Annotated in this window: 14 protein-coding genes and 1 other RNA gene; all 15 read right to left on the bottom strand. The window is 26.1% G+C overall.

Annotation, left to right across the window (positions count from 1 at the left end; translation table 4 throughout):
* Window positions 1-11: 11 nt before the first annotated feature.
* Window positions 12-2,078 carry an ATP-dependent zinc metalloprotease FtsH gene (ftsH, locus tag MPUT_RS03500; protein ID WP_014035400.1) on the bottom strand — a complete coding sequence of 689 codons (2,067 nt, stop codon included), beginning with the start codon at window positions 2,076-2,078 and terminating at the stop codon, window positions 12-14.
* 255 nt (window positions 2,079-2,333) lie between these two features.
* On the bottom strand, window positions 2,334-3,539 hold the full coding sequence (tilS, locus tag MPUT_RS03505) for a tRNA lysidine(34) synthetase TilS (protein WP_014035401.1): 1,206 nt from the start codon (window positions 3,537-3,539) through the stop codon (window positions 2,334-2,336).
* Between the two features lie 15 nt (window positions 3,540-3,554).
* Entirely contained in the window at window positions 3,555-4,352 is a 798-nt protein-coding gene (locus MPUT_RS03510) for a MurR/RpiR family transcriptional regulator (protein ID WP_014035402.1), read from the bottom strand.
* Between the two features lie 62 nt (window positions 4,353-4,414).
* Window positions 4,415-5,137 (bottom strand): tRNA1(Val) (adenine(37)-N6)-methyltransferase, encoded by a 723-nt coding sequence (locus MPUT_RS03515; RefSeq protein WP_014035403.1) that lies wholly within the window; start codon window positions 5,135-5,137, stop codon window positions 4,415-4,417.
* On the bottom strand, window positions 5,137-5,880 hold the full coding sequence (locus tag MPUT_RS03520; protein WP_014035404.1) for a DNA polymerase III subunit delta: 744 nt from the start codon (window positions 5,878-5,880) through the stop codon (window positions 5,137-5,139). Before MPUT_RS03520 ends, MPUT_RS03515 begins: the two co-directional genes overlap by 1 nt.
* Window positions 5,858-6,499, bottom strand: a complete 642-nt coding sequence (tmk, locus tag MPUT_RS03525; protein WP_014035405.1) for a dTMP kinase — start codon at window positions 6,497-6,499, stop codon at window positions 5,858-5,860. Before tmk ends, MPUT_RS03520 begins: the two co-directional genes overlap by 23 nt.
* Window positions 6,500-6,502: 3 nt before the next feature.
* Window positions 6,503-7,093, bottom strand: coding sequence for a recombination mediator RecR (gene recR / locus MPUT_RS03530; protein ID WP_014035406.1), 591 nt, complete (start codon window positions 7,091-7,093; stop codon window positions 6,503-6,505).
* 1 nt (window position 7,094) lies between these two features.
* On the bottom strand, window positions 7,095-8,993 hold the full coding sequence (gene dnaX, locus MPUT_RS03535; protein WP_014035407.1) for a DNA polymerase III subunit gamma/tau: 1,899 nt from the start codon (window positions 8,991-8,993) through the stop codon (window positions 7,095-7,097).
* A 133-nt stretch (window positions 8,994-9,126) separates the two neighbouring features.
* Window positions 9,127-9,570, bottom strand: coding sequence for a nucleoside deaminase (locus MPUT_RS03540; protein ID WP_014035408.1), 444 nt, complete (start codon window positions 9,568-9,570; stop codon window positions 9,127-9,129).
* A 6-nt stretch (window positions 9,571-9,576) separates the two neighbouring features.
* Window positions 9,577-9,672: signal recognition particle sRNA small type (gene ffs, locus MPUT_RS03685), an RNA gene on the bottom strand.
* Between the two features lie 105 nt (window positions 9,673-9,777).
* On the bottom strand, window positions 9,778-10,410 hold the full coding sequence (locus MPUT_RS03545) for a hypothetical protein (RefSeq protein ID WP_014035409.1): 633 nt from the start codon (window positions 10,408-10,410) through the stop codon (window positions 9,778-9,780).
* Window positions 10,411-10,429: 19 nt separating this feature from the next.
* The gene (locus MPUT_RS03550; protein WP_014035410.1) at window positions 10,430-11,230 is read right to left on the bottom strand and encodes a Cof-type HAD-IIB family hydrolase; all 801 of its coding nucleotides are present in this window, start codon (window positions 11,228-11,230) and stop codon (window positions 10,430-10,432) included.
* A 136-nt stretch (window positions 11,231-11,366) separates the two neighbouring features.
* The gene (gene yidC / locus MPUT_RS03555) at window positions 11,367-12,563 is read right to left on the bottom strand and encodes a membrane protein insertase YidC (RefSeq protein WP_014035411.1); all 1,197 of its coding nucleotides are present in this window, start codon (window positions 12,561-12,563) and stop codon (window positions 11,367-11,369) included.
* 11 nt (window positions 12,564-12,574) lie between these two features.
* Window positions 12,575-12,907, bottom strand: a complete 333-nt coding sequence (gene rnpA / locus MPUT_RS03560; protein WP_014035412.1) for a ribonuclease P protein component — start codon at window positions 12,905-12,907, stop codon at window positions 12,575-12,577.
* A 15-nt stretch (window positions 12,908-12,922) separates the two neighbouring features.
* Window positions 12,923-13,057: a 50S ribosomal protein L34 gene (gene rpmH / locus MPUT_RS03565; protein ID WP_014035413.1), complete on the bottom strand. Its 135-nt coding sequence runs from the start codon at window positions 13,055-13,057 to the stop codon at window positions 12,923-12,925.
* Window positions 13,058-13,358: the final 301 nt, after the last annotated feature.

The following is a 13,358-nucleotide window of genomic DNA, read 5'->3' on the forward strand; positions in this document are numbered from 1 at the left end:
AAAAGAGGAAATTATTCAACTTCCTCTTTTTTATTATTATCATTTAACTTATCTAAAGCTTTAGAACTTTGTTCTTCTTTATTTTTTGAAGTACTTGTCTTTTTTGGTTTTTTAGCAGTTGGTTCAACTAGGCTTTCAACTTGCTCAGTTTCTTTTTTAATATCATTAATATCTAATTCGATGATTTTACCTGCATTAATTTTTTCTTGTTCTTTGGCATATTTTTCTTTTTCATATAGCACAGCTTCAGGTAGTTTTTTATGAGTGTTAATATAATCAATTTGCTCAGCAGTAATAGTTTCTAAGACTCTTAATGATTCAGCAAGTAATTCTAAAGTATCCATATTTTCTTTAATAATTTTTATAGCTAATTTATATGACTCTTCTAAAATTCTAGCTACTTCAGCATCAATTTTAGCTGCTGTTTCTTCAGAATAACTTCCTTCCATTTTTCCATAAGCTTCTTCAGCCATTGTTAGAAACTTAGTAATTCCCAATTCAGACATACCAAATTGCATTACCATTCTTCTTGCTATAGCAGTTGCTTTATCAAAATCATCGTGAGCTCCAGTAGTTACTTTGTCTTTTCCAAACTTAATTTCTTCAGCAGCACGACCACCTAAATACCCAGCAATCATTGCATATAGATCACTTTTAGATGAGAATAATGTTTCATCTTTCGGAGTCATAATTGTATAACCTCCGGCATGTCCACGAGGAATAATTGTAACTTTTTGCACTTTTGAAGCGCTATCTAATTTTAATCCAATTAGTGCATGACCAGATTCATGATAAGAAACAACTTCTTTATCTTGCAGTGTCATTGCACGAGATTTTTTAGCTGGCCCACCAACCACTCTATCAATAGCTTCATCAACTTCTTTGATTGAAATAATAGTTTTTCCTTCTCTAACCATTAAAATGGCAGCTTCATTTAAAACGTTTTCAAGTTGTGCTCCTGAAAATCCCGGTGTTCTTTCAGCAACTCTATGTCAGTCAACACTTGCGTCAACTTTTTTATTTCTTGCATGTAATTTTAGAATTTGTTCACGTTCTTTAATGTCTGGAAGAGATACTTGGATAACCCTATCAAAACGACCTGGTCTTAGTAAAGCTGGATCTAAAACATCTACACGGTTAGTTGCAGCCATAACAATAATTCCTGAGTTAGTTTCAAAACCATCCATCTCAACTAGTAATTGGTTTAAAGTTTGTTCGTTAGTTCCTGTTCCGATTCCTGAGTTACGTTTACGACCTACAGCATCAATTTCATCAATAAAAATAATTGCTGGTGCTGATTTTTTAGCTTCATTAAACATTTCTCTAACACGGCTGGCACCAACTCCAACAAACATCTCTTCAAATTCAGAACCTGCTATTGAAAAGAATGAAACTCCTGCTTCTCCAGCAACCGCTTTAGCTAGTAAAGTTTTACCTGTTCCTGGTGGACCTTCCATTAAAACTCCCTTTGGAGCTCTTGCTCCTGCTGAAGCATATTTAGCGGGTTGTTTTAGATAATCTACTAATTCTACTAGTTCGCCTTTTTCTTCTTCAATCCCAGCAACATCAGTAAATCTAACATTTGATTTTTCTCTTCTTGCTCGGTTTTTGCCCATTCCAAATAATCCGTTAGCACCACCTGCGCCAGCAGCTCCACTTTTAAATATAAAGTAGAATAGACCAACATAAAAAACTATTAAAATAATCATTGGTAATAATGAAGAAAGAACTGATGTTCATGATGAGTTTTTATAAACTGTTGTATTTGAACCAAAAATTCAGTTGGAAAAACTTGGTCCTAGTGATTTAATACCATCATCACTTGTATTTACAACAAATTTAGTTCAACCAGCTCCATTAAAAAATCATCCTGTAATTACATCTGTGCCATAAGCATATTTTTGTAAAACTAAATTATTAAAAGGTTTTCCTTCTTTAAAAAGGTTATTTAGTTGCTCAAGACTCAAGTTCTGAGTTGATCCAGCAGCAGTCATACTAATAATAAAAAAGATCAGTATCACAGCTAAAATAAGAATAATTCAAAATCATAGGGTCGTTCTTCTTTTTTTCTTATCCATGATGTTCTCCTATCTAGAATTATCTACATAATACATTTATATTATCACATTAATAATTTCAAACACTAAGCATAATAATTATAGTCCTTATACGATGCTTTTCAAGTTTAACAGCTTCTACAGTTAAAACCAAAATCACAATTGATAACTTTAAATTTATTAAATTATTTTGAACATTATGAACATAAATTTAAGATTTAACCTAATTTTTTAACATCTTAATCTTTGGTTTTTACTAATTTATATTAAAAATTATTAGTAATATTTTTTAATTTTATTTAAGATTATTTTATCTTTTTTATTATATAAAACCGGATTCAAAATTCTCGATTTATATCTAATCTTTTTGTCTATAAAATATCTATTGGTCTTTTTATGATCAACTGTTGTTTCTAACTTATATTTTTCAAAATCATTAGTAATTATGTAGCTAAATTTTTTTTGATCAATAATGATTTTTTCTAGTTCAGAAATGTTATTAAAAAGTGTTTGGTTTGCTAAATCATCTAGATTATTAATTTCGAGAGTTTTAGTTTTTAATGAATCGTTAGCAATTATAAACAGTTTATTATAGTCTTTTATTAAGCTAAAATTATTTAAAGTTATCTTTCAAAAGTTTTTTTTAGAACTAATTAAGGTTTTAGTAATTTCAACAATTGTTTTATTACTTCGATTTATTAATAAATGTTCTTTATTGATTTTCTTAAAATAGTTATAAATAATTCTTTGCACAACTTGATGATCAAACTCATAAAGTTGTTTAGTTAATTCTAGTTCATCATTTACTAAATTCTCATCTAAAAAGTTGTCAACGATTTGATTAATTTTTTCCAACTTTAAATTATCAATCTTGATTTGATTTAAGATACTTTCAAAATCATTTTCGTTTAAGGTCGATCTTATTTTATTACGTTGGAATTTAAGATCATCGTTAGTTCAATCAGTTATGTAGTTAATTTTGCTTTCATTTAAATAGTTAATAATATAGCTTTTTTTAACAGCTAGTATTGGTCTATAAATAGTTAGATCTTTATATTTTGTTATTGATTTTAAGCCATAATAACTGACTAGACTGTTTCTTTGTTTTTGTAGTAAATAAGTTTCTATTAAATCATTATAATTATGTGCAACTAATAGATCAAAAATTTTATACTGATTAGCAATCTTGTTAAAAAAATCATATCTTTTAAATCTTGCTCAAGATTCAAAATTGTTTTTTAATTCTGAATAATTTTGCTTTACGTTTAGCACTTCTAGTTGTAAGTTATTTTGTTTACAAAAATCAGTAACTAATTGTTGATCAAAATTTGAATCACTTCTGTAATTATAATTTACATGACAAACTACTATGTTTTTATTATCAATGATTTTTATAAGTTGATCTAACATAAAAATACTGTCAGCTCCACCTGAAACAGCAACTAAATATTTTTTTGTAATATCAATACTTAGATCATTCATAATTAATGTTCCTAGCTAAATTTTTAAGATTTTAGTCATCTTCTTAAAACGTTTTTGATCTGTTTTAACAATTCTGTTAATTAATAGCTCAACAATATAAAGCGGAGAAATAGTATCAAAATCTTTATTATCTGGATCTATTAAAGCAAACTTAACTCAATAATTAGCTAATTGTGAAAAATCGCTTGCTTGGTTCATAGAAAATAAAGCAATAACTGAATTACTATTATAGATTTTTTCAAGCTTTTTTTGAAAAGTCATATTCTCTTTATTATGTGAAATAACTATAAACAATCAATTTTGATCAGATATTTTTGAATAATAGTCTAATTGTTTTTGTTGAGCAATAACAATTGCAGATAACCCTAATAAATTGATTTTTTCTACCAAATCAATTGCCAGATATTCAACACTTAAGTCATGAACAATAATACAAATAGTTTGTGCTTGAAGAATGGCTTTAGCAATTTTATCTATCTCTTGCAGCTCACTTAAATTGTCAGTTTGATCAATAATTTCAATAATTTCACTGTATTTTAATATAAATTTGTGCTCTTTTTCAATTTCATCTTGTTCACTTAAATAAATACGTAAAAGAGTTTGAAGTTCGCTAAATCCTGATAAGTTTAAATAATTTTTACAAAACCTAATAATAGTTGCAGGAGAAGTGTATATTAATTCAGCAACTTTAGAAATGTTTGAATTTGATACTAGTTCAATGTTATCTAAAATTTTTTCACTTGTAATTTTGGCATTAGAATCTTGATCTTTTGCTAACTGTTTAAGTTTTGAAATAGTGCTTGCTACTTTCATAGATATTGTGCCTCTTCTTTTTAATTATCATATAACAGCGATTGACTATGTTTAATTCTTATCTAATCATGAAAATATCTTAAAAGCTCATCAGTATAAGTTTCATCGGTATTATGAGTAATTAGTGTTGGTAGAATTTGCATTCCTTCGTTTCCTTGATAAATGCCATCAATTAAAATAGTTTTAGCGTCTTGGTCTGGTTTTGATTGTACTAACATCATTCTTTTAGGATAAATATGATATTTATAAAATAAATTAATGATTTCTCCGACTCTTTCAGCACGATGAACAATTGTAAAATTGCCACCATTTTTTAAACACTTACTTGCACAATAAATAATTTCTTCTAATGTGATTAAAGTTTCGTGTCTTGCATTAACAACTTCTTGAGAAATTTTTTTTAACTTAGGTTTACCATCCATTTTAAAAAAAGGTGGATTACAAATTACTAAATCAAACACTTGATTATGAGTTTTTGCAAAATGTTTAATATCATCACAAACAATTTCTATTTGATTAGATAAGTTATTTAATCAAATATTTTGTTGTGCTAATTCGGCTGCTTTTGGTTGTATTTCTACTCCAATTATCTTAGCTTTTGTGTACTTACTAATAATTAAAGGAATTACGGCATTATTAGTTCCAAAATCAACAATCATCTTTCTTTTACTTGTTAAATTAGCAAATCTAGCTACCAAAACACTATCTAATGTAAAGTTAAACATTTCACTATCTTGATATAATTTTCTATTTTTATATCCAAGCAGATCATTTAATACTTTCATTAGATTTCCTCACAAATTCTAATTAGATAATTATCAATTGCTACTGTAGTTATTGGTAAAAATTTAAGATCATCTAAAAATTCTAAAGTCGGTTCTATTAAGTTATAAAACTTATGAATTATAGTTTTGTGATAAGCATCAGTTACTAACTTAATCTGTTCTTCTCTTGTCATTGATTTTAATTGATTATTAAATAATAAAATTTGCTCTTTATTTTTACTAATTAGTAATTGTTCAAAAACATTAATTTCAGAATTTAAAGTTCTTTTATTTTCAATATTAATTAGCTGACATCTAGATAAAATGGTAGTTAGTATTTCGCTATAATTATTTGTTAATAAAAATCCATAGGTATTTACAGGAGGTTCTTCTAAAAATTTTAAAATTGAATTAGCTGCTGAGCTCTTCAAATTTTCAGCATTTCTAATTATGAAGAATTTTAAATTTTGTTCACCAGTTGCTGATAAACTCATTTTTTCTATTAGCTCATTAACTTCTTTATTAGTAATAGCAACACTACTATTACCAATAAACATGACATCAATGTGTTTGTTTTCTAAAACTTGTTTTTTGATTTTTTCAAAATTATAGTTAGCAGAATTTTTACAAAAAGCATATGCAATAGTTTCACTAATAATTTCTAAGCCAATCTCATTGTTATTAGTGTTTAAAATGATATTTGAAAACAAATTATTATTATCTATCATTTGTTTTAATCTATTAAGTACTTGTTCTTTTTTCATTTTCTTTAATTTTTTCTAAAATGAATTCTAATGCTTGTTTTGAGACTATATCTAAAGTTTTAGATGCATCAATCACTTTAATTCGATCAGGATTTTTTTTAATTAGCGTCTTATATCCTTGATAAACTTTTTGCTTAAAATCTTTTTTTTCTTTATCTAAACGGTTTTTAGTAGTTTTTCCTCTAATGTTTATTCTAGCTTCAGCAAGGTCAAATGAAATATCAAAAAATAAGGTTAAGTCTGGTATGCAATCTCCTAAAACGGTATTTTGAATACGATCTACATTTTCAACTCCAATTTCTCTAGCACTACCTTGGTATGCGCTAGTTGAATCTATAAATCTATCTGAAATAACAATAATATTATTTTTAAGTGCAGGTTTAATTACTTTTTCTAGATGTTCTTTTCTTGCAGCAATAAATAGTAATGCTTCAGTTCAAGGATTAATTGTTAAATTGTTATTATCTAAAAGGATTTTTCGTATTTGTTCAGCTATCAACTCTCCACCAGGTTCACGAGTAACTAAAACTTTATAACCCATTTTTTCTAGTTCTGATTTAACATCCAATAAGGCTGTGGTTTTACCACTTCCATCTATTCCTTCAAATGTAATAAACATATGCTATTCTCCATATTTTTTTCTATTGTTAAAAGCATTTTCTAATGTGTATTCGTCCATATAATCCAAACTTGCTCCCATTGGTATTCCTTTAGCAAGCCTAGTAACTTTAATGTTTTGTTCAGATAGCAATTTATTTAAATAATTTGCTGTTAATTCACCTTCAAAAGTAGCATTTAAAGCTAAGATCACTTCAGAATTAGAGTTGATTCTTTCTAATAATTTATTAACATTTAGTTTATCTGGGGTGATATTTCTATTTAAATTGATTTCTCCATTTAAGATATGATAAACACCTTTATATTTATTAATTGTTTCAATATTTTTAGCATCAAGTATTGAGCTAACCACACAAATAGAATCAGTATTTCTTTTTTGTAAATCACAAACTAAGCATTGCTTGTCTTCTGACAAATAACCACAAATTTTACATATTGAAATATGTTCTTTTAATAAAATTAACTGATCAATAAATTCTTCTAATTTATTTTTACTCATGATTAAATCACTTAATAATCTTTCTGAAGTTTTTTTAGTTAAACCTTTAGTATTTTTGATTTTTTCAACTATTTTGTCAAATAATACTTCTGACATCTTAATCACCTATTATAAAGTCATCATCACCAAACAACACTTTGGCTTTACTAATTAAATCTTCAGTTTTTTGATCAGTTGTTGATTGATTAGAAAAATACTTACTTTTTATTTGTTCAAATGTTATCTTATTGTATTGTGGCAATTTATTTTTTGACTTTAAGTCGCTAAAAATTGTAAATAGTTCCTTTTTTTTAATATCATCAATTGCAAAAATAAAATATGGTTTTTTAAATCAAATTTTAATGAAGTTTAAAAGTTGTTCATCTAACATTAATTGATTAATTAAATTAGCTTGTGCTTTAGTTGGTGTTTTTAAAATTATTACGCTATCAGTAACAGTCATTATTTTTGTGTTCAACAACATGTACAAATTATTAGCTTGGGTGCTGTTAATTAATAATTCATTTTCTGAAGTTGAAAATAATTCATCAAATAAGTAATCAATTTTATTTTTTTCTTCTTTAAATTCTTTTGTTGCCACTAAGAAATTAATTAAATCAATGTTATCAATTAATAAAGTTGACTGAGTTGATAAAAAGTCTCATAGTCTATTATCTAATTTATCTTTTAAATCAGTAATAGTTAAGCAAAGATCATCTTTACTATCTTGAACAATCTCAATTTTAGGTTTTATAAACTTTGTGCGGTTGCTTGGTTGTGAATCTTGAGTAATTGTTACACTTTTTTGTTCAATATGTGGCTGTTTTTTATTAGCATTTTTTTCAATTTCTTTAAATTCAGCAACTAAATTTTCTGTTAAATTTTGATGAGAATTTTGTATTGAATTATCTGATAAACTGGTACTAGTGTTATTTACAGTTCTGTTAATTGATTTTAATAAACTTAATAACAAGTAGTTGTAACTTATATTTGAATTTCTAGTTTTAGAATAAGCATCAGCCAGATTATCAGCTAAAACAAAGATCTTTTCTAATTTTTGATCATCAAATAATCTAACATCATCAATACCTAGTACACTTAAAAAATTCGTTTTATTAGTTAATTTATATTCAACAATTTCCTTAATAATTTCAATGATACCTAAAGCAAATACATCTCAATTCATTGCTTGATCATTTGCTTTTTCAAAATAAGAAATAATAAATTCTGGATTATCATCTAAAGTTTGTTTAACTATTTGAAGCTGTTCTTTTTTAGTCGCTATTAAAAATATTGATTTTAAATTATTAATAGTGATTTGCTTATCACTTATTAGCATTAACTGTTCTAAAATATTGATTGCATCTCTTAATGCTCCATCTGATAAATAATAAATTTCATTTAAAACTTCCTGATCAATTTCAAATTCTTCTTCTCTGCAAATATAACTCAATCTCTGAATTAAAGAATGCTTATCTATTTTAGTGAAATTAAAAATTTGACATCTTGATAATATAGTTTGTGGAATCTTTGCAAATTCAGTAGTAGCTAGTATAAATACAGTGTGAACTGGAGGTTCTTCTAATGTTTTTAGTAAAGCATTGAATGCTTGTTTTGTTAACATATGAACTTCATCAATAATATAAACTTTATACTTACTATTTAAAGGCATTGTTAAAACAGAATTTTTAATTTCTCTAATCTCATCAACACCATTATTTGAAGCGGCATCAATCTCAACAATATCTGATGATTTTGAATCATTTGCAAGTATACAGTTTGAACATTTATCACAAGCGTTAAAGTCTTGTAATTGTAAACAATTGATAGTTTTTGCAAATATTCTAGCAACACTTGTTTTACCAGTTCCTCTTTGACCTGCAAACAAAAGAGCATGACTGATTTTGTCATCTTTAATTTGATTTTTTAGAATTTCAATAACATTTTTATGACCAGCCACATTCAAAAAATCTTTAGGTCTGTAAATTCTGTATAGAGATTGTTTATTTGATTTCATATATTCTCCTAGCCAGGTTATATATATTTTATCTTATATTTAAGTTCTAAAAGAACATAAGAATTAATATCTCTGGTACTTAAGAGTTTTTAAAAACTTCTTAGATTTTTTTAAAAAACAACTTATATATTTATTAACGTTTTTTACAAAAAAAGTTATTTAGTATTTTATGGTATTCTTCTTGTTTTTTACGGTTTTTTATTTGAACTAAATTGATGTTTATGTCATTAATACTATATTTGTTAGTAATTCCAAACTTAATGCTATCTAACAAATAATAAATATCTCTGATTTTTGAATAACTAATTGCTGCATAACACATTTGACAAGGTTCTAAAGTAGAAATTAATTTGTAATTAGTTAAGTTTAAATTATCTAGTTTTTTAATTACATTATTAACAACATTGATTTCAGCATGATTAGAAATACTTTTTTCTTTTTGATTAGTATTATAACTTAAACTAATAATATTATTGTTTTGATCGATAATACAAGCACTAACTGGAATATCATGATTAATTAATGCTTTTTTAGCTTCTTGAATTAGTATTTCTAAAATCTTATCAAATTCTTTCATAGAACCTCCAAATAAAAAACCGTAATACAAAACACATTTCCTTATAGCTGCTACCTTCCGGTCCTGACTCATTCAGATGTTATTTTTATTACGGCATATTAATTATATTATAATTTGTTAGTTATTCTCAATAACTAAAAGACTAAAGTTCTTAATTAACTACTATTTAGTCTGTTAATTTGTTTTGTGATCTCTTAGCAATATCAGCTATTTAGAAGCAAGTCTTTTTAATGAATTCATAATAGCTTCATTTTCTTTAATTTCTTGTTGTCATAATCTCATATTATTTTTAACATATTCTGCTGTTATCACTTCACTATTTGGATCTGTTTGCATACCATCAGTAATATCTTCATACTTTTGATCAACAACAATTAAATTATCTAAAATTTTAGATCTTAGTTTTTCTTTAATTTTTTCAGTATCTTTTGTTTGATTAAATTCTTCAACAACATCTTCGATTAACTTGTCTCAATAATCAGCTGATTCTGGTTCTTTGATTCAAAAACCTGACATTTTTAAAAAGTATAGAAGTGTTAATAAAGCTGTTCTTTTATTTCCGTCTGTGAATTTATTTTTTGTAGATAAATCAAAAATAATATCAGCAGCTAGATTAGTAAAGTTAGCGCCTCTTTGAAATCTTCACTTTTCGATTCAAAAATTTACCAATGATAAAGCCCCACCAACTGGAGATTGGAAATAAACTTCTTTAGTTTCTCCAATCTTAGCAGCATCATCATTAGCATCCATACATAAGATTCCAACAGCTTCAGCAAAATCTTCATTAAACGGGAATTTTTTCATAACTCATTCAGTTACTTTTTCTATATCTTTGCTCATAAAATCACCTTGTTTCTATTTACTTATATTTTATTTGACTTATAAAGTCTATACTATATCTTGCTTTATTTCTAAACTGTTTATTATGTTCTTGTTTACAAATATAAGAGTTTTGATAGTACATTTCAAACATTGAAAGATCATTATAATCATCACCAACTACAATAATATTTTCATCTAAAATATTTAATTGGTTTTGCAACCCTTTAATAGCAGCACCTTTACTTACATCAAATGCGTGTATTTCATTAAATAATTTATTCTTGATACTATTTTTAGTGATATTAACCTTAAAGTTATTTTTGATTAAAAAGTCTTCTATTCTATCTCAAGTTTGTTGATCGGTTTGAATTTTAAAACATAGTAAGTCTTTATCAAGTAAAAAGTTTAAGTCCTGTTGATAGACATCAATATTTAAAAAGAATTTCTTAACTTCTGGTGTTATTGTTTTATGAAATAAAAACGCTTCTTGATACTCAGTTGTAAACGCTAAAGCTTCAATCTGATCTTGAATAGTTTTTAAAAATCCAATAATTTTATTTTTAATCTCTGTTGGGATTATCATTTTATATAAAACATTGTCATTATTATCATAAACAGCAGCACCAGTATTAACTATAAAATAATCTGCAAACAAATTATAGTTCTCTATTAAATATTTTTTTATCTGCTTGTAAGGTCTTCCAGTTGCAATAACTAGTTTATTATCTTTTTGAAAATCTTTGATAAACTCTAAGTCTTTAGGATCTATATCTAAACTATTTTTATTTTTATGATTTCTTAAAGTTCCATCAAAATCAGAAAATAAGTATTTTGGCATGCAACGCCCCTTTCTGGTTTATATCTTAATTTTATTATTTATTGTTAAAAATAAGACAAGCATTTTAAAGATCATACTAAATTAAAATCATTAAAGTACTTCAACTAAAGACAAAAAAAGAAGTGACTTAGCACTTCTAGTTATTATTAAGTTTCAATTTTTCTTGTTGACGTAAACGTCTTTGTCTTTCCTGATTTGAAGCTTTGGTATGTTTTTCATTATACTTATAAAAAGCATAAGTTTGAATAATTTGAAATAATGATGAAAAAATTCAATAAATACATACTCCTGTTGCTACAGATAAAATAACTATAACAAACACAGCCATCATAACAATTTGCATTATTAATTGTTTTTTTCTGGCTTTTTTTTGAGCTTCAGTTAGTGAAATTGATTTTTGACGTTTCATTTGCAATAAGGTTGGTAATAACATTGATACTGCTTGCAAAGGTAAATAAATAGCAATGATTGTGATGTAAATATAATTTCCTTGAGTTATTTGTTGTCAAGGACCTTCAATTAAAGCAATTGGACCTATTGCTGCGATTTTTAACGATCTTGTAGATCTAACAATTGCATAAATAGCAAATAAAAACGGTAAGGGTGCAAATGAGCCTGTTATTGTTGAAAATTGACTCAGACCTTCTTTTTTATAAATTGCTTGAATCTCAGCTTGTTGCTTTTGTCTTGATTGCATATCTTTTTTATCTTTATATTTAGCTTGAACATCAGCAACTTTTAATTGTAGGTCTTGCATTTTATATTGATTTGCTTGTGATTTAAAAGTAAAAAGAAGTGTTAATGCTCTTATTAATAACACTGTTAGAAAAATAGATGCGATAGCTGCAACTCCATAACTTGTTTGTGATGCAGTATCTAACATAGGATTTAATGTTCCTGCAAATAGCCTAATTAGTCCAGTTAAAACTCAAGCAATTGGATAGACAAAAAATCCATAAAACGGTGATTGGGTTTGAGCAAATGTGTCTTGTCATGAAGTTATAGAATGAAAACCATATTCAATAAGTTTTCCATTTTGGTATGCAAAATGATGAATTTTTGATCCTGATTCACCTAAAGATTTAATAATAATTTCAAATGCAACTCCTGGAGCATAAACACTTTTACCTGTTAGATCAACTATTTGGTTAACTGTATATTGTGGTTGATACATTTGTACACAACCTCATAGCATTGAAACCAAAATAAATAAAAAACCTAAAACTTTTAGTCATTTAACTGCAACTTTTAAAATTTCTTTAGAAGATTTTGAGGATTTTTTTCCTTTTTCAGGATTTAAGTAACTCATTACTTTACTGCTTTGTTTATACAAGCGGTTTCCTCCTAACTATTTAAATTTTTTATCATTTTTTTTAATGCATTAGATGATGTGTCAAATTTAACTTCTAACATTGCTTTTCTAACTATCACTATCACATCAAATGACTTATCACCATATAAAGAAACAACTTCATTAAAAATCATTCTTATTTGGCGTTTAATCTTGTTTCTAACCACTGCATTACCTATTTTTTTACCAACACTTATTCCGTATCTTAAATAACCTTTATCGTTGGGTTTATAGTATAGAACAAAACAAATATTTTTTGCAAAGTTCTTATTAGCAATAATCTCTTGAAATTCAAAGTTCTTTTTTATTATTCTTTTGTTTTTCATATTCTAAGTGATTAATTAAGCTGATAATTTAGATCTACCTTTAGCTCTACGAGCGTTAATCACTTTTCTTCCATTTTTAGTAGCCATTCTAGCTCTAAAACCATGAACACGTGCGTGTTTAATTTTTGATGGTTGTCAAGTTCTTTTCATACCCAAACCTCCTTGCTTTTAAAAATAATGTTTCATCATCTATTATATAATAATTTGTTTTAGAATTACATCTCTAAAATAAGATTAATTCAACACCAAAAATTACAAAAAGAAATTAACACAGTTTTCAACAAAAAATATAACAACATGTGAAAATGTAGATAAACCAGTTTAAATGCAGTTTTAAATGAAATAGTGATCATTTTAAAATGTGGATAACCTTTAAATTACTAAGCATAATAAACTTTTTAAACATTTTAACATATGTTTATTTATAATAATTTTGAATGGAGTAAACACT

Origin of the sequence: Mycoplasma putrefaciens KS1, assembly GCF_000224105.1 — a bacterium.
Lineage (GTDB): Bacteria > Bacillota_I > Bacilli_A > Mycoplasmatales > Mycoplasmataceae > Mycoplasma > Mycoplasma putrefaciens.